The sequence below is a fragment of the Streptomyces tendae genome, assembly GCF_008632955.1.
GTDB lineage: Bacteria > Actinomycetota > Actinomycetes > Streptomycetales > Streptomycetaceae > Streptomyces.
Window position 1 is genome coordinate 345498 of sequence record NZ_CP043960.1, and the last position, 20797, is coordinate 366294.

General features: G+C 67.4%; 21 protein-coding genes and 2 pseudogenes. 10 read left to right on the forward strand and 13 right to left on the reverse strand.

All coding sequences use genetic code 11. The annotated features are described in order from the left end of the window. Nucleotides 1-450: 450 nt before the first annotated feature. Both F3L20_RS33340 and F3L20_RS33345 read left to right on the forward strand, forming a co-directional pair. Nucleotides 451-1158, forward strand: coding sequence for a response regulator transcription factor (locus tag F3L20_RS33340; RefSeq protein WP_150157779.1), 708 nt, complete (start codon nt 451-453; stop codon nt 1156-1158). 64 nt (nt 1159-1222) lie between these two features. Beyond that, entirely contained in the window at nt 1223-2986 is a 1764-nt protein-coding gene (locus tag F3L20_RS33345) for a sensor histidine kinase (protein WP_240811000.1), read from the forward strand. A 20-nt stretch (nt 2987-3006) separates the two neighbouring features. On the opposite strand, the gene F3L20_RS33350 is transcribed toward F3L20_RS33345, so the two are convergent. Then, a complete protein-coding gene (locus F3L20_RS33350) occupies nt 3007-4188 on the reverse strand; it encodes an alpha/beta hydrolase (protein WP_206338953.1) in 1182 nt (393 codons plus the stop codon). A gap of 628 nt (nt 4189-4816) precedes the next feature. Here F3L20_RS33350 and F3L20_RS33355 point away from each other — a divergent pair. The 4 genes from F3L20_RS33355 to F3L20_RS33370 all read left to right on the forward strand — a co-directional run bounded on the left by F3L20_RS33355 (nt 4817) and on the right by F3L20_RS33370 (nt 8858). Beyond that, nucleotides 4817-6250: a glutamine synthetase family protein gene (locus tag F3L20_RS33355; RefSeq protein ID WP_150157781.1), complete on the forward strand. Its 1434-nt coding sequence runs from the start codon at nt 4817-4819 to the stop codon at nt 6248-6250. Nucleotides 6251-6281: 31 nt separating this feature from the next. Then, nucleotides 6282-7322, forward strand: a complete 1041-nt coding sequence (locus F3L20_RS33360) for a carbon-nitrogen hydrolase family protein (protein WP_150157782.1) — start codon at nt 6282-6284, stop codon at nt 7320-7322. After that, complete coding sequence (locus F3L20_RS33365) at nt 7322-8011, forward strand: type 1 glutamine amidotransferase (protein WP_240811036.1); 690 nt, start codon at nt 7322-7324, stop codon at nt 8009-8011. The genes F3L20_RS33360 and F3L20_RS33365 overlap by 1 nt, the downstream gene beginning before the upstream one ends. A gap of 115 nt (nt 8012-8126) precedes the next feature. Further along, nucleotides 8127-8858 carry a FadR/GntR family transcriptional regulator gene (locus tag F3L20_RS33370; protein WP_150157784.1) on the forward strand — a complete coding sequence of 244 codons (732 nt, stop codon included), beginning with the start codon at nt 8127-8129 and terminating at the stop codon, nt 8856-8858. Here the strand turns inward: F3L20_RS33370 and F3L20_RS33375 are convergent. From F3L20_RS33375 to F3L20_RS33395, 5 genes are all read right to left on the reverse strand, one after another. Beyond that, entirely contained in the window at nt 8824-9567 is a 744-nt protein-coding gene (locus tag F3L20_RS33375) for a CatB-related O-acetyltransferase (protein WP_150157785.1), read from the reverse strand. The two genes, F3L20_RS33370 and F3L20_RS33375, sit on opposite strands and share 35 nt — an antisense overlap. Before the next feature lie 75 nt (nt 9568-9642). Beyond that, complete coding sequence (locus tag F3L20_RS33380; RefSeq protein ID WP_150157786.1) at nt 9643-10848, reverse strand: NAD(P)/FAD-dependent oxidoreductase; 1206 nt, start codon at nt 10846-10848, stop codon at nt 9643-9645. Then, on the reverse strand, nt 10845-11102 hold the full coding sequence (locus F3L20_RS33385) for a ferredoxin (protein ID WP_150157787.1): 258 nt from the start codon (nt 11100-11102) through the stop codon (nt 10845-10847). Before F3L20_RS33385 ends, F3L20_RS33380 begins: the two co-directional genes overlap by 4 nt. Further along, a complete protein-coding gene (locus F3L20_RS33390; protein ID WP_150157788.1) occupies nt 11099-12013 on the reverse strand; it encodes a pyridoxamine 5'-phosphate oxidase family protein in 915 nt (304 codons plus the stop codon). Before F3L20_RS33390 ends, F3L20_RS33385 begins: the two co-directional genes overlap by 4 nt. Nucleotides 12014-12217: 204 nt before the next feature. Beyond that, nucleotides 12218-12682 carry a VOC family protein gene (locus tag F3L20_RS33395; protein WP_150157789.1) on the reverse strand — a complete coding sequence of 155 codons (465 nt, stop codon included), beginning with the start codon at nt 12680-12682 and terminating at the stop codon, nt 12218-12220. A 176-nt stretch (nt 12683-12858) separates the two neighbouring features. Between F3L20_RS33395 and F3L20_RS33400 the strand changes: the two genes are divergently transcribed. Next, a complete protein-coding gene (locus F3L20_RS33400; RefSeq protein WP_150157790.1) occupies nt 12859-13443 on the forward strand; it encodes a CGNR zinc finger domain-containing protein in 585 nt (194 codons plus the stop codon). A gap of 366 nt (nt 13444-13809) precedes the next feature. Here F3L20_RS33400 and F3L20_RS35855 read toward each other — a convergent pair whose 3' ends face one another. The 3 genes from F3L20_RS35855 to F3L20_RS33410 are packed head-to-tail and all read right to left on the reverse strand — an operon-like array spanning nt 13810 to nt 15816. Beyond that, a complete protein-coding gene (locus tag F3L20_RS35855; protein ID WP_431193205.1) occupies nt 13810-14070 on the reverse strand; it encodes a hypothetical protein in 261 nt (86 codons plus the stop codon). 4 nt (nt 14071-14074) lie between these two features. Then, entirely contained in the window at nt 14075-15058 is a 984-nt protein-coding gene (locus F3L20_RS33405; protein WP_431193206.1) for an IS701 family transposase, read from the reverse strand. A gap of 32 nt (nt 15059-15090) precedes the next feature. Next, nucleotides 15091-15816 carry a FadR/GntR family transcriptional regulator gene (locus tag F3L20_RS33410; protein ID WP_167534752.1) on the reverse strand — a complete coding sequence of 242 codons (726 nt, stop codon included), beginning with the start codon at nt 15814-15816 and terminating at the stop codon, nt 15091-15093. Between the two features lie 242 nt (nt 15817-16058). On the opposite strand from F3L20_RS33410, the gene F3L20_RS33415 reads away from it, so the two are divergent. Both F3L20_RS33415 and F3L20_RS33420 read left to right on the forward strand, forming a co-directional pair. Continuing rightward, entirely contained in the window at nt 16059-16451 is a 393-nt protein-coding gene (locus tag F3L20_RS33415) for an ATP-binding protein (protein ID WP_167534753.1), read from the forward strand. Between the two features lie 226 nt (nt 16452-16677). Further along, a pseudogene (locus F3L20_RS33420) lies at nt 16678-16894 on the forward strand (IS630 family transposase); the annotation flags it as partial. Nucleotides 16895-16922: 28 nt separating this feature from the next. On the opposite strand, the pseudogene F3L20_RS35155 reads toward F3L20_RS33420, so the two are convergent. From F3L20_RS35155 to F3L20_RS33440, 3 genes and pseudogenes are all read right to left on the reverse strand, one after another. After that, nucleotides 16923-17144: pseudogene (locus F3L20_RS35155) on the reverse strand (transposase); the annotation flags it as partial. Nucleotides 17145-17516: 372 nt separating this feature from the next. Next, the gene (locus F3L20_RS33435; protein ID WP_150157794.1) at nt 17517-17900 is read right to left on the reverse strand and encodes a toxin Doc; all 384 of its coding nucleotides are present in this window, start codon (nt 17898-17900) and stop codon (nt 17517-17519) included. Continuing rightward, nucleotides 17900-18139 (reverse strand): hypothetical protein, encoded by a 240-nt coding sequence (locus F3L20_RS33440; RefSeq protein WP_167534754.1) that lies wholly within the window; start codon nt 18137-18139, stop codon nt 17900-17902. Before F3L20_RS33440 ends, F3L20_RS33435 begins: the two co-directional genes overlap by 1 nt. Before the next feature lie 702 nt (nt 18140-18841). Between F3L20_RS33440 and F3L20_RS33445 the strand changes: the two genes are divergently transcribed. Then, on the forward strand, nt 18842-19327 hold the full coding sequence (locus tag F3L20_RS33445; RefSeq protein WP_167534755.1) for a hypothetical protein: 486 nt from the start codon (nt 18842-18844) through the stop codon (nt 19325-19327). On the opposite strand, the gene F3L20_RS33450 is transcribed toward F3L20_RS33445, so the two are convergent. Beyond that, a complete protein-coding gene (locus F3L20_RS33450) occupies nt 19320-20525 on the reverse strand; it encodes an IS110 family transposase (protein WP_431193207.1) in 1206 nt (401 codons plus the stop codon). The two genes, F3L20_RS33445 and F3L20_RS33450, sit on opposite strands and share 8 nt — an antisense overlap. Nucleotides 20526-20797 lie beyond the last annotated feature (272 nt).

Genomic DNA, 20797 nt, shown 5'->3' on the forward strand with positions numbered 1-20797 from the left:
GAAGCCGGCTTCGACGGGGCCGCAGCTCCCTGCGTCTGTGGGGAGGCGGGCGGCGGTGTGTGGTCCGAGGCGCAGCCGCCCAGTGCCGCGACGGCGGCGGCCGCCAGTGCCAGGACACCTGTGTGCCGCACGAATGAGGAGGATGGGGTGGGCAAGGGCGTTCCTGATCGTTCGAGGGTGGTGGGGGTTTGTTTGCGCAGGCCGACGTGGACGTCCTGGGTCATCGCGCTCGCGGTGAGTGCGGGGCGATGTCCTCGACACGGTTCTGGAACGCCGGTGGGATATCGGGCTGCACCGGGCCGTACCCGCCACCCGGGGCCGAGTCCGAGGCCGATTGATCACGGAACTGTGGCGCAGAAATGTGAGGAACTTGTCATGTGGGAGTCAGCAGGAGGTCAGCGTCCCGGTCCCGGGGACTGACGCGGGGTGCCTCTGTCTATTCTCGGCAGGGTGTGCGCATACGTCATGGTCGCGGAGGACGACGCCAAACAGGCCCGTCTCGCCCGTATCTACCTGGAGAGCGAGGGGCATCGCGTGGTGGTCACGTGTGATGGGCGTGAGGCGCTAGACCACATCCGCCGGGCGGCACCCGACCTCCTGGTCCTGGACGTGATGATGCCGAGGGTGGACGGTCTCGACGTCGTGCGCATCCTGCGCGCCGAGGACCACCAGCTGCCGGTGCTGATGCTTACCGCGCGGTCAACGGAGGACGACCTGCTTCTCGGGCTGGACCTCGGAGCCGACGACTACCTCACCAAGCCCTACAGCCCGCGCGAGCTGGCGGCCAGGGTGCGCACACTGCTGCGCCGCACTCGCCGTCGGACGGCACCCGACGGCGACGCCGCGGTGTTCACCGTCGGCGCGGTGATCCTCGACCCGCTGCGGCACACGGCGACGGTCGATGGACGCCACGTGGACTTCACGTCCGCGGAGTTCCGGCTCCTGTGCGCGATGGCCGCCCAGCCGGAGCGTGTGTTCAGCCGCGGCCAGCTCCTGGAGGAACTGCACGGCATCGACCGCTTCGTCTCCAGCCGCGCCGTTGACACGCACATAATGAACCTGCGCAAGAAGATCGAGACGTCGCCGGGACGGCCTAGCCGGCTGATCACGGTGTACGGCGTGGGCTACAAACTCACTGCCGGAACCTGCCATGGATGACCGCCGTCCCATGCGGGGACGGTGGCGATGTGCCGCCCGGCGCACGGGTTGCCGCGGACTTCTGGTGCGGCTGCTGACCGTCTCCGCCCTCGTCGCCGTCTGTTCGGTCGCGGCCACCACATGGATCGCCGTCCGGACGACCTCGGGAGCGATCAAGAAGCAGCAAGGGCAGCTCCTCGCCGACGACACTCTGCTGCTGGACGTGCTGACCGGTTACGCGGCCACCCATGCGAACTGGGACGGCGTCGCACCCGTCGTACGCGACCTGGCGCACCGGACGGGCCGCCGGGTCGCCCTCACCACCCAGAACGGTGCCCTGATTGCGGACAGCTCACCGCAGTCGGGGGCGCTGCCAGAGCAGGCGTGGGCGATCGTCGATCCCCTCTCCGTCAACCGGGCCGATCCCATCGACCCCCGGGCCACCGGTCCGTTCCGGCTGACGGGGCGGGAGCGCAGGACCCTGGAGGGCTATGCCCTCCAGCAGGTCCAGTGCCTGCGCGGCTTGGGAGTGGAGACAGCCGTGGCGTACACCCCGAGTGGCCGGCCCACCATCCGCACCTTCACCGCCTCGAACGACGATTCCGCAGCGGTCTGCGACAGCGGTCGGCTGGCGCGCCCCACCCCTACGGAACGCATCGCACTGCGACGCCTCGACTCGCTGGTCAACGGCTGTCTCCATCACACCGGCCTGACAGCCGTGGAGGTGCTCCCCGACTTCTCCTGGCGTCAGGCTCCGACCGAGCCGGGGCCGGCCAGTAAGGGCGGCGCCCGGCAGATCCAGCCTTGCATCACGGAGGGTCGCAAGACCCTGCTGCGCGCGTGTGTGTCACCGCCAGCCCGGCTGTTCTTCGCCTCGCCGGAGACCACCTCGCAGCGATTTCGGCCGTCCGGCACCAATCTCGCGCGCGTCGCCGGTGCCGCAGGCCTCGTGCTTGTCCTCGCGTTTGGCGTCAGCGTCCTGGCCGCCACACGGCTCGTCCGTCCTCTGCACGCGCTCACCGCCGCGGCACAGCGGCTCAAGGACGGGGACGACACGGTACGCGTTCCCATCACCACGAGCGATGAGATCGGGCGGCTGACCGAGACGTTCAATGACATGGCCGCCCACCGCAACCGGCTGGAGCAGGAGCGCCGGGCCATGGTCGGTGACGTCGCCCATGAGCTGCGGACCCCTCTGAGCAACATCCGCGGCTGGGTGGAGGCTGCCCAGGACGGACACACCCCGGCGGACGAAGAGTTCCTCAGCTCCTTGCACGAGGAGGCGGTCCTGCTCCAGCACGTCATCGACGACCTGCAGGACCTGGCCGCGGCGGAGGCGGGGCGGCTGCGGCTGCATCCGGAGCAGTTTGAAGCGGGTGAGCTGATCGCCCAGATCGCCACAGCCCACCGGGCGCAGGCCGACGCCGCGGGTGTCCGCCTCACAGCGACCGCGCCGGCCGAGTGTTGGCTCCACGGCGATCCCGTCCGGCTGCGGCAGGCTGTGGGCAACCTGGTCTCCAACGCGGTCCGCCATACGCCGCCGGGGGGCTCGGTTGACGTGCGGCTCATGATCGCTGCCGACGCCGCGGTCATCGAGGTGGCGGATACGGGTACGGGGATATCGCCGCAGGACCTGCCTCGCGTGTTCGACCGTTTCTGGCGCGCCGACAAGTCACGCAGCCGCGACACCGGCGGCAGCGGGCTGGGTCTGGCGATCGTGCGGAAGCTGACGGAGGCGCACGGTGGCAACGTTGGCGTCCGCAGCGAGGTCGGAATCGGTACGACATTCACGCTGCGCCTGCCTGAGGCAGCCGTCGAGCAACGGACTGTCCAGAGCTCCGGTGCCTGAGCGCCTACCCGTCGCCGACGTCACTTCGGAACGAACGCGGAGACCTCCACCGACACGGCTGGGCCCAGAGGGTGAGTCTCGCCGTTCAGGACGGGGGTCGATGTCGGGTCGCCGGTGAGGTAGTGCTGGAAGAATGCCGCGGCGTACGTCGTGAGGGCATGGCGCTGGGTGGTCTCGGACAGTTGGGGGATGTCGGTGGCGTCATCGGCGTCACTCACGCAGGTGCCGGTCGGGCCGTTGTGCCGTGCGTCGTCCGCCGCGCCCGACACTCCGCTGCTTGGGGACCAGCGGGTGTTGAAGAAGTTATGGTTCCCGCCGCCCAGGTGGACGGTGCGGACGACGGCGCGCTGATCCGGCCGTGCGATCGCTTCTTTGTAGAAGTAGTCGCCCTCGGAGATGCTGCTGAACCCTCCACGGTCACAGGTGCCGAAGGTGTTCATGAACGGGATGTCTGGAGCGGTGAGGTACTGATCAGGTGTTCCGTCACCGAGGATCGCCGAGGCGAGCGGCAGAACTGCCCTGATCCGGACACCGTCCGGCCAGTCCTTGCGGTTGGTCGTGGAGGAGTGCCACTGGACGGCGGCGCCTCCCCGCGAGTGCCCGATCGTGCCGACGTCCTTTATATCGAGCCGGCCCCGGAAGTCGACGGAGACGGGCTGCCGTGTCCCGGGGCGGGTGAACCTTCCGGCGAGGGGACCGGTTCCCCGCTGGGCGAGCTGAGCCCACATCGCGAGGTGTCGGTTGACGAGAGCGGCGCGTGCACTCATGTCGTCGTTGCCGAACAGGCCAGCGGCGTTGATGCCGTCGGCGCTGATGGACACGGTGACGATGCCCTGCCTGGCTAGTCGCTCTCCGAGGTAGTCGTAGCCGCGGTAGCTCGCCAGTGGGACGGCGCCGTCCCGGCATGGCCACTGGTTGAGGTAGCCGGCCTGTCTGACGATCTCGGCCTCGTCGCCGGCCTCCTGTGCCTTCTGCAGTGCGGTCCACGCCTGTCGGTCGTCGCAGGAGTTCGCCAGCCCGTGCAGGATGACCACAACCGGGTGCCTGCCGGTGCCGGGAGAGTTGGGATAGTGCACGATTCCGGTGAGTTCGGAGCGAGCGCCTTCAGAGCCTGGGACGGCGAAGGTGCGGTCGCCCAGGTGGTATTCGGCACTGCTGACAACGGCGCTCGGCGCTTTCACCGAGGTGGTGTGTGTGGGCATCACGGCCGCCGGTTCCTGGGTGGCAGAGGCGGCGCCGGCGGGTGCGAGCAGTGTCACGCCTGCGAGCAGGGCGGCGGCCGACGACCGGAGGCTGGTGCGCGAGCCGGCTCGCGAGGGGTGTGCGCGGTATGCAGGCATACGGTCCCTTTTCGATGAGGCATGGAGTCTCGTATGGCGGGACCGGCAGGTCGAGAGCCAGGGCCGATCCGCAGCGGGGTGAGTATGCGGGAGGAATGTCAGCGACCTGTTTGCCTCCTGCCAGCTTCTTGTGACTGGTGCGCTCCGCAACCGTTGACATGTTGAGCGCGCCTTTCCATACTGGTCTGACCACTAGATGACCTGACCAAAGACGGACAGTGCACGCGAAACTCTGGATCGTCCACCCCCGGTGACGTCCGGATGTGAGGCATTGGGGCGGTGCGGGGGAATCGGCCGGGAACACGCCCTCCGCGGAGCCTGGCGCTGGGCTCATCCGGTGATCTCGGCTACGGCCAGCTCAGCGATGAGGGAACCGAGTGAACCGGAAGGCCACGTCACGAGATGCCGTCGCCCTTGACCGACGGACGCATTCCAATGGCATCAGTACGCCTCCCGCGAATCGGCCGCAAGGCAGAGACTAGGAGTGAAGATGGGTTCTTCATTCATTCGGAGCCACGACTTGTGGTCAGAGGAGCAGCAAGAGGCCGCGGAGCGCATTTCCACGGAAGTCGCCGAGCAGAAGCTGCGCCAGGTGCGACTCAGTTGGAGTGATCAGCATGGCATCCTGCGAGGCAAGACCTTGGAGGTGAATCACTTCTTGTCGGTGCTCCGCAACGGCAAGGACTTCCAGACGGCGACACTGATCTTCGACACGACGAACCACCCCGTCGTACCCCCCTTTGGTGCCAACGCGCTCGGGGATCCTCGGATGACGGGGCTGCCCGACGGTGTCCTGGTCCCGGACCCGACGACCTTCACCCTGCTTCCCTGGCTCGACCGGACCGGTTGGATTCTCGCGAACATGCACTACCGGACGGGCGAACTCGTTCCGTTCGACACTCGAGGAATTCTGCAAACACAGCTCGGTCATCTCGCGGACGACGGATACTCCTATGTCGCCGGCATCGAGATGGAGTTCTACCTCACTCGCATCGAGGATCCTCGCCTGTCCTTCGAGGACTGCGGTCAACCCGCAGCGCCGCCCACGGTCAGCGCGGTCTCGCACGGATTCCAGTACCTCACCGAAATGCGAGGTGATGAGATCGGCGACATTCTCGACGTGTTGCGTGACAACATCGTAGCCCTCGGAATGCCCCTGGCGACCGTCGAGGATGAATGGGGGCCGGGCCAGTGCGAAGTCACCTTCGAACCGCTGCCGGGTCTTGAGGCCGCCGACACGGTCGTCCTGCTGCGCAGTGCGGTCAAGCAGCTGTGCCGGCGCAACGGCTACCACGCCACTTTCATGTCCCGCCCGGCCTTCCCAAACGCCTTCTCAAGCGGTTGGCACCTCCACCAGTCACTGGCCACGGCACACGCCGGCAACAGCTTCGCAGGCGACGAGGAGAGCGCCCTGTCCCCGACCGGAACCCACTTCATGGGCGGACTGCTCGCACACGCCCGTGCCTGTTCCCTGCTCACCACCCCCACCGTCAACGGCTACAAGCGATACCGGCCCGACTCCTTCGCCCCGAACCGGGTGACCTGGGCCGAGGAGAACCGCGGCGCCCTCGTCAGAGTGGCCGGCGGACGAGGCGACGCCAATACCCATCTGGAGAACCGGGTGGGCGAACCGGCCGCCAACCCCTACCTCTACCTGGCCTCACAGATCATCAGTGGCCGCGACGGCCTGCACAACAAGCTCCCCCCGGGGCCGTCGGCCGACGAGCCCTATCTCGCCGACGCGCCCTCGCTGCCCGCCAGCCTGGAGCAGGCCATCCCGCTGTTCCGGCAGAGCGAACTGCTGCGCCGGGAGCTTGGGACCCCGTTCGTGGACTACCTCGCACTGGTCAAGCAGCACGAGGTGAACCGCTTCAACGCAGCTGTGACTGACTGGGAGCAGCGTGAGTACTTCGAGGTCTACTGACAGGGGCAACGGCGGCCTTGACGCTCCCGAGTTGTCGTTGCTGGCCCGCATCTGCATCCCCGACCCCGATCCCCGTACGACGCTGACCGTGGCGGCAGCGCAGCTCGGCGGTCCGTGGCTGGACATCGACGCCCGGATGAAGCGGCTCGTTCATGCAGCGGAACGCGCCGCAGCCGAAGGCGCGCAGTTGCTCGGGACCCCGGAGACGTATCTCTCCGGCTATCCGTTCTGGCTCACCCGCACTCACGGGGCCCGGTTCGACGATTCGGACCAGAAGGCTTGCTACGCCGCCTACCTCGACAGTGCTATCGAAGTGGGCGGGCCCGAACACCGTGAACTCGAGCAACTGGCCGCCGACCTCTCCCTCGCCCTCGTGGTCGGGGTGAGCGAACGAGGACGGGGCACTGCCAGCGGCTCCGTCTTCTGCAGCATCCTCACCCTGCACCCCAAGGAAGGCCTGGTGGGACATCATCGCAAACTCGTACCAACCTATGATGAACGCCTGGTGTGGGCACAGGGTGACGGGGCCGGACTTCGCACCCACGTGGTGGGCCCGGCGCGAGTAGGAGCATTGAACTGCTGGGAGAATTGGATGCCGCAGGCCCGGCACGCGCTGTACTGCGACGGTGAACAGGTGCATGTCGGCTCGTGGCCCGGCGCTAGCAGGATCAGTGCCGACGTCACACGATTCACCGCGCAGGAGGGCCGCGTCTTCGCCATGGCGGTCTCCGGCGTACTTCGGCCGGACGACGTGCCCGACACCTTCCCTCTCGCGGCCGACATACGTGCCAACTCCGAGGCGATGCCCTTTGACGGCGGTTCGTGCGTCGCTGCACCGGACGGAACCTGGGTGGTGCCGCCGGTGGTCGGTGCTGAGGGCGTGATCGTGGCGGACCTGGACCTCGGCTGGATCTCCCGGGAGCGCCTCAACTTCGACCCGACAGGGCACTACAGCCGGCCCGACGTTTTCGGCGTCACCGTGGACCGCCGGCGTCATGAAGCCGGCCTCTTCATCGACGGGGGACCCGCCGCGCCCAGGGGCATGGACGCGGGGTCAGGAGGTGATCCGTGATGCGTAACGACGGAAGGGTCCTGGTCCTACAGCACCAGGACGACGACCCGCCGGGCAACCTTGCTCTGTGGCTAGACGACGAGGGCATCGACTGGCAGTTGGTCGATCTTGCCGCCGATGAGTTGCCGCCGCTTGCACGACACCGGGCGCTCGTCGTCCTTGGGAGCCGGGAGTCCGTCCTCGATCCGGTCGAGCCCTGGGCGTTGCCGGAGCGTGCGTTCGTTCGTGCGCAAACCAAGATGGGCACCCCGGTGCTCGGCATCTGCTACGGGGCCCAGTTGCTGGCCCAGATACTCGGTGGCGCGGTGCACCGTTCCTCCCAACCGGAACACGGCTGGACCGAGATCACGCCCGTGCACCCGGAAGCACCCTTCGCGGAGGCTGTTCGGGGGTGCTGGTTCGAGTGGCACGAGGATGGAATCTCACTCCCGCCGCACGCGACCCTCATTGCCGAAAACCAGCACGTTCAGGCATTCGGCCATGGTCGTCATCTCGGGGTGCAGTTCCACCCCGAGATCACGTCCGGGCTGATTCATGCATGGATGGTGTCCGAGCGACGGCAACGAAAGGTCGCAAAAGTGGGGGGCAGGCCCGAGCAGATACTCGAGGCAACCCACACACTGCATCGGAGCGCCGAACAGGCCGCTCGACGACTCTACCGCGCATTTCTGGACGGCGCGGACGGCTGAGCAGGATCGCTACCGTCCGGGGCACCGCCGGAGCGAGCGTTACCTGGGACGGCGGTATCGTCAGACCAGCAGAACACCGTTTGTGCTAGACGATCGAAGCTCACCAAGGAGGGTCATGACCGCCGATCGGCGAGACCTCGCTCCCATGCGTCCAGTCGATCGCAAACCTCTCTACGAGCAGGTCAGTGATCGTCTCCGGGAATTCATCGACGTCTATCAACTGCAACCCGGCGACCGGTTGATGAGCGAGCGGGAACTTGCCCAGCAGCTGAACGTGGGACGGTCCTCAATCCGGGAGGCGATTACCGCACTGCGTGCCCGCGGCATGGTGGAAGTCCGGCACGGCGACGGCATCTACCTGCTGGAACGCTCCGACGACCTGCTCGACTCCCTGGCCGCCGAGCTGGTGCAGACCCACCTCGATCACCCGGCGATCTGGGAGACACGTCAGGCCCTGGAGACGCAGTGCGCGAGACTCGCGGCGACCCGGGCCTCAAACGACGACATCGCGGAACTGCGGGGCGCGATAGTTCAGATGCAGGCCGAGATCGACAGCGGTGGCGCAGGACTGGCGGGAGACCGGCGGTTCCATGCCGGCGTCGCCCGTGCCTCACACAACCCGATCCTGATCCGGCTGCTGGAGAGCATGCGCAAGGCCCTGGACCGGACCTCGGAGACGTCGCTGACCCGTGCCGGTCAACCTACAAGGTCACTGCGTGACCATCGGGCGATCATCGACGCCATCGAGGCCCGCAATCCGACAGAAGCCGCGGAAGAGATGTTGCGGCACCTGGTCACTACCACCGACGCCCTCATTGAAGACGGGCAGCTTCGGCCTGCGGACTGAGCGTGCGCAAGTCCTCCTGAGCAGGGCCCGCGGCGCTCCCGTCCGTCACCTTCCCAGACGGCCGATCTTTTTGGCCAGTTCCTCCAGTTCCGACGGGGTTCCAGACCAGATGGTGCGCACGTGCTCGGTGACGACCTCGGCGGGCGAGTCCCACCAGGCGATGCGCAGCATGTGGTCGAATGTCCTCGTCGGGCAGTCGCTTCTTGATCTCCTTCGCGGGATTCCCGCCGACCACGGTGTAGGGGGCCACATCGCTGGTGACCAGGGATCGGGCTCCGATGACCGCGCCGTCACCGATGGTGACACCGGGCATGATGACCGCCTCCCGTCCTATCCAGACGTCGTTGCCGACAACGATGTCGCCCTTGCTAGGCAGGGAGGGCAGCAGGTCCGCCGTCTTCTCGAGCCACGATCCGCCGAAGATGAAGAAAGGATATGAGGTGGTGCCACCGGGCATGTGGTAGTCCGTTCCCGGCGACATGATGAACTTCGTGCCCATCGCCAGACAGCAGAACTTGCCGATGACCAGGCGTTCCGGGCCATACGCATAGAGAACGTTGCTGTCCTCGAAGCCGGCGGCGTTTTCGGTGTCGTTGTAGTAGGTGAATTCACCGACCTCGATCTTGGGTGACTTGATGAGCGGCTTGAGGAAGACAGTGACGTCCTCGGCCGCCTCGACGAGTCCGGGGCGCCGCTCGCTCTTGATCATGCCGGGGATACGCGCGTTCGAGGGATCGGGGAACTGTACTGAGAGCCATCCTTGGTGCGTGCGCGGGTGGCCCGCTCAGGCCGCGGCCATGGCCGCCAGGTCGGCGGCCAGCTGTTCTCTGTACTGGGCGATGCGTCCCGCACGGTTTGCGGTGACTGCTCCCACAAGTCGCCCGTCGCGGTAGTAGGCCACGTCCAAACGCCTTCGCTCCAGGTCGAGTTCATGGGTCCGAGCCTGGTCGGCTTCCATTGGCAGTCCCACGGCCCGGAAGCGGACGCCGTACTGGCTGGACCAGAACGATGCGACGGGACGGTAGACGGCCGGGGCATGGGGGTTGAGGAGTGTACGTGCCGCCGTTCTCGCCTGTTCCACTGCGTGGCTCCAGTGGCCGAGATTGAGGAGTCGCGCCGTGTGGGGGTGGGGAAACCGTGTGACGTCCCCGGCGCCGACGATCATGTGATGTGGTCGGCCGTCGGCGCCCACGGCCCGGGCGTGGGCGTCTGTGACTAGCCCGCGATCCAGTTGGAGGCCCGAGTGCGCGAGCCATTCGGTGCGGGGTGTGGCCCCCAGCGCGAGCACCGCTGTGTCGGCGCCCACCCGGTGTGTGTCGTTGAGGGTGGCGGAGGTGACACGCGCTTCCCCGTGTAGCGCGGTGAGGGTGGCGAAAGGCAGCAGGGACACACCAGCAGCGCGGTGGAGTTCCGCGATGAAGGAGGCCGCGTCCTCACCCATCGGGCGGTGCAGGGGTGCCGGCCCTGAGTATGCGAGGACCACGTCGTGCCCCAGCTCGCGTGCCGTCGCTGCGGCTTCGCTGCCGATGAATCCGCCTCCGACGACGAGGATCCGGCGCCGCGCACTGCGGAGGTCGTGCCGTAGCGCCGTCGCGTCGTCGAGCGTCCGGATGGTGTGCACACCTGCAGCCGGACGCCGAGCGGGCCAGGAACGGGCTCCGGCACCGGTGGCGATGACGAGACCGTCATACGGGATGACCTGGCCGTCCTCCAAGAGCACCGTGCGTTCACGGGGCTCGAGGTGGAGTGCTCGCCGGCCGTAAAGCTCCGTCAGCCTAAGATCATCTGTGTTTGCCAAGGCCAGCGCCGCGTGGCCAACGTCTGACGTGAGGAATTCCTTCGACAGCGGCGGTCTGTCATAGGGGCTATAGGGTTCCTCGCCGACCAGGGTGATCGGTCCTGTGTGTCCTTCGTCCCGCAGGGCCCGCGCCGCGTTGAGCCCGGCGAGCGAGGCGCCGACGATGACGACGCGCGTGGAGTGCGTGTTCACCGCGAGGACTCGGAGCCCTCGGCGGGGGCGTCGCCCTCGGTGCCGTGTTCGATACGGATCGCCCGAACGGGACACGCGGCCGCAGCGGCGACGACCCTTTTGTACTGGGAGACGTCGGGATTCGGCTCATAGACGAGGATGTCGTCGTCGTCGAAGGCGAACACCTGGGGCGCGGCGAAGACACACTGACCGTGGCTCTCGCACAGGTTCATGTCGACGGTCACTTTGAGACCAGTGACGGGGCGCTCAGTCATGTGCTTGCTCCTTCATGTGCGATGGGCGGGTTGAACCGGGAGAACTGGGGAGCGGTCCAACGCAGCGGGGAGGCGTTGTTGACGCGCACGAGGCGCTCGACGGTGAAGTCGACGACCCGCTGTGCCCCCGGAAGAGCGGCTGCGTGGTCCGGGTCCCAGTCCACCGCTGCCGTGCCCGTGAGGTGCAGGAGAGTGCCCGTGGTCCAGTCGGGGATCATCAGACCTGCGCGGGGATTGACTTCGAGGTTTCCGAAGGTGTTGAACATGGAGTTGCCGACGTAGTCGGGCCAGCGCAGAAGCCGGGGTCCGCGGACTTGGAGGAAGCCCGGGTTGCCTCCGCGATGGGAGGCATCGGCGTTGCCGTCCAGGTCTGTCGTGGCGATGAAGAAGGTGTCCGTACTGTCGACGAGCGCGATGTCCTCTTCGGCGAGCGCGCCTGCTTCCCGTGGGTCGTCGGGGGTGGTGGGATGCCATTGCGGCACCCTCTTCTGGATGTACTTTGGGCAGTTCGCGTAGATCTGCTCCAGTGTGATCTCCAGTCCGTCGCGGGTGGGACGAGCGGTGCCGTTCATTCGCATGCGCCGCCGTGTATCGGGTTCGATGGCGATCATGCCGAGGCGGGTCGGTTCGGCGAGGGTGCGGTACAGGGGGTCACCGGGGGACAGCGCGGCTGCGACGCTCAGGGTGGACGGTCCGGTGACGGTGATGAACCCGGGCTCGCCAGCCAGGAGGGAGGACCAGACCTCGCCGCGGCTGTCGGCCGCACCGATGACGAGCATCGGCTGCTCCTCAATGAAGTCCGCGGCCAAGTCGGGGATCTCGGTCATGATCGCGCCGGAAACCGCCTCGGCCATCTTTGTCAGACCGGCTCTCTCCTGCACCACCAGTTCTCCGCGGTGATACGGCTTCATGTCTGCTCCTCACGATCTCGATGTGTCCGCGCTGTTTGAATGCGATGGCCCTCTCCCGCTACCTGGATGGCCCCGGAACGTGATCCCGTTGGGTCTCGAGCTGAGAGCAGGAGCTCACCCACGTGGCAGTGGTCCACTGGGCCGGGAGGCCCAACACCGGCTAGACCGAGTCAGCGGTAAGACCTCCCGGCGTCATGGCCCGTCTTAGAAGAAGCCGCAGGTCGGCTCCTGGCCGGTCGGCGCGGGTGCACCGTCCGCGCCGGTGGGTACGTAGACCTCCAGACGGAGGCCGTCGGGGTCCTTGAAGAAGATGCCACCCGAGGCGGCGCCCTCGGCGTGCGCCACGACACCGTCGTAGACGAACTCCGTGTTCAGCTCACGCAGGACAGCCTCGGTCGCGGCGATCTCGTCGAGGGTGTCCACCTGGAAGGAGAGGTGGTGAAGGCCTGCGGTGGCCGTGGCGAAACCTTCCTGGCTCTGCTGCCACAGGGCCACGACGATCTCACCGTCGCGGCCGAGGAAGGCCCAGCGTCGGCTGTCGTCCTTGCCTTCAGCAAGGGTCTCGAAACCGAACACCCGTGCGTAGAACGGGAGCGACCGGTTGAGGTCGGTGACACTGAGGCCGACGTGACCCGTCTTGAGGGTGGCGGGGTGGAAAGAGGTAGTCATCGGGTTCCTTCCAGGAGTGGATGCACAGGACCGGTGGGCGCCAACAGGCGGGTACTCCCAACCGGCTAAATGAACATTAACGGTTGTCCTCTCACCATGCAACCGCTGAATTTTTTTTAGCCGGTTATGCTTCGATGGTGTGATGGCATGGACCCCGACACGAAAGGGCTCACCGCATGCACACTCATCCAGCCCACGCCGCCGACGCGGACCCCCGCCCTCTTCTTGGGGAGCCGTTGCCGCTGGACCTGTTGAACACACGCTGGGTGGACAACGACGGCGCCCACGACCTGCTTGAGCGCCCGGGCGGACTGGCGATTTGGCTCTCGTCCGCCGGACTGGCCGACATCGCACCGGACACGCAGGAGACACTCGGTGCCCTCCTGGCAACCCGGACCGCGCTGAGCTGGATGGTGGCCAGCGAGGGGTCGGAGCTGGAGCTGGCTCGCGAGATGCTCAACGACACACTCGGCCACGGCCGCGTGCGACGCCTGCTGGGATCCGCAGGTCCGGAGTCGGTCGTGGAGACGGACACGCCGGGCTGGAACGCGGCATGGCGCACAGCCGACCTCTATCTGCGCTTGTTGGAGGAGGGGCCCGACCGCATCCGCAAGTGCGCCAACCCCGTGTGTCCTCTGCGCTTCTACGACACGACCAAGAACGGGGGGCGCCGATGGTGCTCCATGGGAGCCTGCGGCAACCGCGCCAAGGCTCGCCGGCACCACGAGCGCCACCAGAGCACGCCCAGGCAGGCGCGCTGACGGCGCACCGCCCTACGTGCAGCCTTGCCCCCGGAACCCCGGCACCACCTACTCTCCGGCGGCACTCGCTAAACCGGTAAAGAAATTTTCAATGGTCGCTCGATCGGTGATCATCGCGCGTCTCGACGACCTGCGCTCAGACAAGGCGCCCCGGCGGCAGTGGGCCCGCTGGCCGAGAACGCCGCAGATGGGCGTGCCAGACCCCGCGTTTTCGGCATGATCCGCCGGACAGGTTAGTAGTGCTTCGTTATGTTCTGGGCTGTCTGTGGCGGGTTCGTGGGCTGGGCAGGGGGCGGCCGCAGGTGGTGCAGGCACCGGTCCAGGAGCTCAGTAGGTCCTGGAGGAGGTGGAGGACCTGGTAGAGGGTCAGGCCGGTGTGCGGGCTTTTGGGTCGAGCCGCCGGAGGGTGAGGAATGCCTGGGCGGCGGTGACGAGGGTGACGTGGTGGTGCCAGCCGCGCCAGGTGGGGCCCTCGAAGTGGTCCAGTCCCAGGCCGTGCTTGCGTTCGCGGTAGTCGTGTTCGATCCGCCAGCGGCTCTTCGCCCACCGCACCAGGTCCGCGACCGGTGTGACGACGGGCAGATTGATATCCAGTAACCGGTCGGGCTGTCCTGGTCCTCGGGCCATTCGGTCAGGAGTGTCTGGGTGTGCAGGACGCCGTACCACCGGCTGCGGCCGCCGCCTCTGCGCCGCAGCCATGGACTGCGTGCCCGCGGGCCGGACGGTCAGGACCGCGAACCGTGAGATCATTGCGCCTTTGCTGCCCTGGCGCCAGGTCACCTCGGTGAACCGGCCGGCACCGGCCTCGGCTGCGAGGGCGGAGACGGCTCGCGGTGGGGTCCGGTAGCGGGGCAGCGTCGGTGGGCCGAGCCCGCCGTAAGCGCGGTTGGTGCGGCTCGGCGTCCTCCGGGTGGGCGACTTCCTTCCCGGTCAGGGCAAGCACGTAGGTCAGCCCTCGCTCCTCGAGACCGATCCGGAAGGGCGTGCTGACGCCGTAGCCGGCATCGGCGACCACGACCGGCGCCTTCAACTGCCAGTCGGTGAGGGTGTCGAGCAGGCCGAGCGCGAGCCGCCATTTTTCCTGGTGGACGACGTCGTTGGGGACTCCCGCCCTGCGGCATCGGTCCGGCTTGTCCGTCCACTCCCGCGGCAGATACCACTCCCAGTGCAACGGGCAGGACGCAGCGTCGGTGACGGCGTAGACGCTGACCGCGACCTGGCAGTTCGCCCGTGTGCCAACGGCTCCGCAGTACTGGCGTGCAACGCCGACCGACGCTCTGCCGCGCTTGGGGAACGACACATCGTCGATCACCCACACCTCGGGCGTGATCACCTCGGTCAGCCGCTCGGCGATCCGCCGCCGCACCGGCAGCGGATCCCATGGTGACTGGTTCACGAACTGCTGCAGGGCCTGCATGTTCCCGTCCGGCAGACGCTCCGCCATCGGCTGGACCGACTTGCGCCGGCCGTCCAGCATCAGACCACGCACATAACACGCACCCCACCGCCGCTGATCCCGCCGCGGCAACGAGGCAAACACATCGGCAGCGAACCCCGCCAACTCACCCCGGAGCCGTTCCACCTCCCCAACTTCACCTGGAAGACTGCCCACCACCAACCGAGATCACTCAACGTAACGAAGCACCACTAGGGGTGAGGCAGTGCGCTGAGGATGTGCCGGGTGGATTCGTTGTGGTAGTACGCCGCCAGAGCGGCCCTTCCAGCATCCCGGTCCCGCATCGCCGCGAGGATTCCGGCGTGTTGCTCATTCGACACTCTGAGTGCCTCCCCGGGGCGGCGGATGAGCCGGACCAGCCGGGTAAGCTCCACCTGGGCGCGGGCCACCTCGTCGATCAAGGGGCCACTCCCGGTGATTTCTGCGATCTTGATATGGAAGCGCACGTCGAGACGCCGGTAATCATCTGCTTCTTCCGCTTCGTCCATCCTGGCGATGAGCGTGTCGAGTTCGTCGAGATCCGCTTCACCGGCTCGGGTGGCGGCCAGCATGGTGGCACCCATGTCGAGCGATGCGCGCAGGTCCAGCCGCCCCGTCCAGTCGTCCGGCAGGACGGGGCGCTCACCCCCCAAGCCCTCACTCACGAAGGTGCCGCCCCCTCTGCCCGGACGGGCATGGATGCGACCGGTCTCCTGCAGGGCAGCCAGCGCTCGCCGCAATGTGGCCCGGGAGACCCCCAACCGGGCGGCGAGTTCGCGCTCCGGTGGGAGTTGCGATCCCGGCAGCAGGAGTCCCAGGGTGATCGAGTTACTCAGCCGCTCTACCGTCTCCTCAAAGGCGGTGGCAGGCGTGATGGGTCTGAGCGCATGGTTCTCCGACCAGAGGTCCGTCGCGCGTGGCGTCCCGGCATGTGTCATGGTTCCTTCTCTTCCAGCCGAACCGATCATGATGTCCGTTAAGGTACGTTTAGCGCACCATTGACATATTATCTTCGCACGTGGAGGATAAAGGTATGGCAACCAGTCCAAAACGCGTGGAGGGTCGAACGATGCCTTTGCCAGCACGACGATGTACGGCAGCAGGTAGCCTGCGTGTCTCGCACTCTGAGAGGGGAGACGGGAGCCTCTGCGCGGAACGACGCCACGGACACAGGCTACGGATGCTGTGGGCTCTCCTGTGCCACTCACGCCTCGACGTCCAGATCCAACCGGACGACTTCGCCGCCGTGCACACCGCGCGCCGGGCGGTGACCCAGCATGCGTTGCACTGGGGTCTGACGCCGGTCAGCGACGACGCGACCTTGCTCGTGTCCGAGCTGGTCACCAATGCTCTTGAACACTCGATGGGGCCCGCGTCGCTGGCTGTGACACCGCTGAAGTGCGGTGTGAGGGTGGAAGTCTGTGACGCGCTTACATCCGTGCCGGTTCGCCGACGCGAGAACTCGGAAGCCACCTCCGGGCGGGGACTGCTGCTGGTCGAAGCCCTCGCCAATTCGTGGGGTGTTGAGACACGCGAAACCGGCAAACGAGTCTGGTTCGAGATCTACGCTTAGACTGACGGGCAATGGAGCCGCGTCGCCCTCTCGCCGCACCTCCGCCCACCGCCACGAGTGCATCCGGGACCATGCTCCTGCTTCCTGCCCCGGCTGTCCGAATGGTGTGTCCGACGGACCAGAAGGACCTGGGCCCTATTACGGGTGGGCCGAAGGAGCGCGTGGGTGCTGACTCCCGCGCGTTCTAGTGCTATGACCGGGAACGTTTGCCGGGTTGCTCGACACCGAGACGTTCAAGCTGTCCACGGACCCGTACTTCGTCGACAAGGTCCACGACGTCGTCGGCCTCTATCGAGCGCGCTCTGGTGTTCTGCGTCGACGAAAAGTCGCAGATTCAGGCTCTGGACCGCTCCCAGCCGGTGCTGCCGATGATGCCTGGGGTCTCGCAGCGGATCATTCACGACTACGTGCGCGCCGGCACCCCCACCCGGTTCGCCGTCCTTTTGAGGGTCATGTTGAGGAAGTCGCCATACTAAGGTCGTCGAGCAGGAGCTTGCCGCCGGTGGTGTCGTGCACGTTCGCGGCGGTGACCAGGACGCCCAGCACCAGACCAAGCGTGTCCGTGATCAGGTGCCGCTTACGCCCTTCGATCTTCTTGTCGGCGTCGATGCCCTGGCTGGTCTCGGCGACGTTTGCCGAGGTCTTCACGCTCTACGCGTCCACCACGGCCGCAGTCGGCTCCGCCCGGCGGCCATGGAAACCGCTACTTGTCATGACACCTCTGCCAGCTGGCACCGGCGTGGGATCGCTTCGTCAGTGCCAGGCCGTAGGGTGCCGGGGCACGGCCGCACGGTCGTCACCGCCACCTCGACGGAGAGCAGAGCTCGCGTGTTTCATGAGACGCCCATCTTCAGCCGCCTGGTCGCCGAGCGCGGAGATGTCCCCGCCCAGGTACGCGGCGAAGCCGAACGCATACGCCGCGACCTGGCCCGGGTACTTCCCCAGGCATCCGCACCCCAGATGAGTGCGACGCGCACCGCCAGCGGACCGACGTCCCCTTCAGCCTTCCGGTAGGGCAGCCAGCCGGGCGAGGCGACGCGGGCCGCCCCTCGCTCGCCTGCGGCCTCAGATGCGCCAAGAGCGGAGGGTGTCCGCGATGTCGTAGATCTTGAGCCGGGTCTCGCGGGCTTTTCTGATCAGGTCGGACAGCGCTCCGTACGGTGGGTCGATGCCTTCACCGGACTGGTCGAGGTACTGGGTGGTGATGAAGGCGGCGAAGAGGCTGTTGCGGTGGGGGAGCGGTTCGAGCCGCACGATGGTGTGCAGGAGCGCGGCAGCACGCCAGGCGGCGTCGGGGTTGGACTCGGCGAGCGTCGGTGTGCGGGTTTTGTGGCGGGCGACGGCCGCGACAAGGGCCGAGTAGTCGGTGACCGACACGTCGTCGTGGCCGAGGGCGATGTCCTGAACGTCCAGGAGCCACGAGACATCTACGTACAGGGTCTCGCTCATCAGGCGGCAGTGGCTCCTCGGTCGCGCTCGGAGGGAGGAATCTCCTCCGGGAACGCCGCGTCGAACTCCTCGCGCAGCCTGTCCGCCCAGGACGCAGCGCCCGCCACGAACTGCCTGCGGTGCATCTCGCGCACGCCCAGGTCGTGCAGGTACTGCTTGAGGCTTTTGCCCTCAGCGGCGGCAGCAGCGCGCACGCCTTCCATCTCTTCCTCGGTGAAGGACACATTCAGTGACGGCATACCCGCATGGTACCTACTTGGTGCCTGCCGAGGAAGCGGAGTAGACGGCGACGTCCCCGTCTCCGGTCGCAGGACTGGCCGGGGGTGAACACATTGCCCGCCCGTTTTCTCCCGGATGACGTCCGCAGCCGGGAGGCCACCAGTGCCGCCCCCGGGCACCCGAGCCAGAGCGCCGTTTGGGAGCAGGCAGCGTGGGCGCGGCCTCGCCGAAGTCGAGGCGGCGGGCACGAAGGCTCAGCGCCGCGAGCGCCAAGGCCAGGGTGCGGGGCGCGGGGTGGGCCGTGCTCACCTTGACCCGGTTGGGACCTTGCTGCAGTAACGGCAAGCGTGGTCAGCCGTCGCGGCGGCGCAGGGCGCGGCGCCCGACGTCGTACGCGATCGTGCCGAGGGCGAGGACCACGAGCGGGGATGCCGCCGGGATGGCGCCATGGAGCTGACGGAGCGGCCAGTGGGCTATCCGGCTTGGAGGCCGCGGGCCGAGTGCCGTTCGGTCGGGAGCCACGCAACCGCCCCGGATAGCGGCGGCGTCGCTCGGGAGCGGGCGGCAGCGTCGGCTTCCGCGAAGGCGAACTCCAGCACCTCCGGTGCGGGGTGTACGGGGTCGGCGCCGGCGACGACACGTTCCACGGGGGGGTGCCCCTATGTCTTTGGTCAAGGGAAACGGGGGTGCGTTGGGCCGGGGAGCCGGGGCAGCATGGCGGGGTGGCCGATCTGCTGTGGGATGACGTGAGCTGTTTCTTCGACCCGGACTTGATGGGGTCGCTGCCGGACGTGCGTGTCCCGAATACCTCGGTGGAGGACTGGCAGGCGGTGCTCGATCTTGTCGCGGAGAAGGGCTGGAAGTGCCAGTACTCCGAGGGAGTGACGGTGCTTCCGGTGCCCCGGGCGGAGGCCGTGCTGTCCCGCTCGGCGGATGCCGAGTGCCCGGACCTGCGGGTCTGGCCGACTGCCGATGCGTTGGCGATCTTCCGTTTCCATGCCGACGATGAGGTCGACTTCGACGTCGACCTGCGGGAGTTGCAGGGCCAGGAGCGACTTGATGTGTTCTGCGGCTTCCTTCGGGAGATCGGGCGGCGGTTGGACAAGCCGGTGCTGATGGACCCGGAGGGCGACTATGGCCATCCGGTGCTCGGCTTCGATGTCGAGGCTGATCGAGTCGTCGTCCTCGCAGACCCGCAGGTCATGTGATTGAGGCCGATGGCTGCGGTTCGTAGAAGGTTCCGTCGCGGAGCATCGCGAAGAGGACGTCTGCCCGCCGTCTGGCGAGGCAGAGCAGGGCCTGGGTGTGGTGCTTGCCCTGGGCGACTTTCTTGTCGTAGTAGGCCCGCGACGCCGGGTCGCCCAAGGCAGCGAACGCGGAGAGGAAGAAGGCCCGTTTGAGCTGCTTGTTTCCCCTCCGGGACGGCTGTTCGCCGCGGATCGACGACCCTGAACTGCGGGTTGCCGGGGCGAGACCGGCGTAGGCGGCGAGGTGGCCGGCGGTCGGGAAGGTGCTGCCGTCGCCGACCTCGATCAGGATCCTGGCTCCGGTCCTGACGCCGACTCCCGGCATCGAGATCAGGACCTTCGAAAGAGGGTGTGCCTCCAGCAGTTCCTCGATTCGCCCGGCCAGTAGTTTGCGCTGGTCCAGGACGGCCGTCAGTGAGCTGGCCAGGCTCGGGACTATCAGTGAGGCCGCGTCCGTGCCGGGAACGGTGACGGTCTGCTCGTCCAGGGCCGCGAAGATCTCTTCGACCAGCCGCTCGGCCATCCGCGGCGCCTTCGGCCGTAACAACGTGACCAGTCGGCGCCTGCCCGCCTTGCGGATCTGGGCGGGTGAGCCGAACCGCTCCAGCAGGGCGAGGACGGCTGGGTGCTGCAACCGCGGCCCCAGGACCCGTTCCAGCGACGGATGGATCTGGGTGAGCAGGCCGTGCAGCCGGTTGGCGACCCGGGTTGCCTCGCCGGCCAGGTCGTCGTCGAAGCCGACGATCATCTCCAGCTCGGCGACTGTCTCGTCCTCGCCGTCGATCGCCCGCAGCGTGTGGGGCATCGCTCGGGCGGCGTCGGCGATGATGAACGCGTCCCTCGCGTCGGTCTTGGCCTCGCCTGGGTAGAGGTCGGCGATTCGCCGCATCGTCAGGCCGGGCAAGTAGGCGACAGGGCAGCCCATGTCCCTCGCGACCGCCAGCGGCAGGGCCCCGATCGAGGCCGGCTGGTCGACCACGACCAGCACCGTTCCGTGCTTGGCCTGGAGTTTCGCGAACAGCTCGCGGAGCTTGGGTTCGGTGTTGGGCAGCCGCTTGTCGAACGCCTTCTTCCCGGCCGGGGTGACGGCGGTGGCGTGGTGTTCGCCCTTGCCGACGTCCAGGCCGAGGAAGACGTCGATGTCGCCGGTGTCGATCACGTGCAGGCCACTCCGCTCACGCTTTCGTCCGGCCTGCCACGGCACCGAGCTGCCACATCCACGTTACGGAGAGCTCTTCCGGCTCGGGTGAAGCCGGTGCTCAAGCCCCTCATCAGCGGTCCGTCGATGCCTCCGGACCCGGTGACACCACCCCCCGGATCATGAACAACAAGGGGGGGAAGTCATGCCGGACCCGAAGGCCGGAGGCTCCATTGCGGAGCCGTGAAAAAGGTAACGGGGGGGGCGCCGCGGGCGCCGGGCCGGGTCACCAG

Coding starts and splice junctions, on each gene's coding strand:
- F3L20_RS33370 (WP_150157784.1), top strand. CDS start 8,127: ATGACCGCCGATCGGCGAGACCTCGCTCCCATGCGTCCAGTCGATCGC.
- F3L20_RS35855 (WP_431193205.1), bottom strand. CDS start 14,070: ATGGCCCGAGGACCAGGACAGCCCGACCGGTTACTGGATATCAATCTG.
- F3L20_RS33400 (WP_150157790.1), top strand. CDS start 12,859: ATGCACACTCATCCAGCCCACGCCGCCGACGCGGACCCCCGCCCTCTT.
- F3L20_RS33385 (WP_150157787.1), bottom strand. CDS start 11,102: ATGACTGAGCGCCCCGTCACTGGTCTCAAAGTGACCGTCGACATGAAC.
- F3L20_RS33365 (WP_240811036.1), top strand. CDS start 7,322: ATGCGTAACGACGGAAGGGTCCTGGTCCTACAGCACCAGGACGACGAC.
- F3L20_RS33440 (WP_167534754.1), bottom strand. CDS start 18,139: ATGCCGTCACTGAATGTGTCCTTCACCGAGGAAGAGATGGAAGGCGTG.
- F3L20_RS33410 (WP_167534752.1), bottom strand. CDS start 15,816: ATGACACATGCCGGGACGCCACGCGCGACGGACCTCTGGTCGGAGAAC.
- F3L20_RS33435 (WP_150157794.1), bottom strand. CDS start 17,900: ATGAGCGAGACCCTGTACGTAGATGTCTCGTGGCTCCTGGACGTTCAG.
- F3L20_RS33375 (WP_150157785.1), bottom strand. CDS start 9,567: ATGATCAAGAGCGAGCGGCGCCCCGGACTCGTCGAGGCGGCCGAGGAC.
- F3L20_RS33390 (WP_150157788.1), bottom strand. CDS start 12,013: ATGAAGCCGTATCACCGCGGAGAACTGGTGGTGCAGGAGAGAGCCGGT.
- F3L20_RS33350 (WP_206338953.1), bottom strand. CDS start 4,188: ATGCCCACACACACCACCTCGGTGAAAGCGCCGAGCGCCGTTGTCAGC.
- F3L20_RS33415 (WP_167534753.1), top strand. CDS start 16,059: ATGCTGTGGGCTCTCCTGTGCCACTCACGCCTCGACGTCCAGATCCAA.
- F3L20_RS33355 (WP_150157781.1), top strand. CDS start 4,817: ATGGGTTCTTCATTCATTCGGAGCCACGACTTGTGGTCAGAGGAGCAG.
- F3L20_RS33395 (WP_150157789.1), bottom strand. CDS start 12,682: ATGACTACCTCTTTCCACCCCGCCACCCTCAAGACGGGTCACGTCGGC.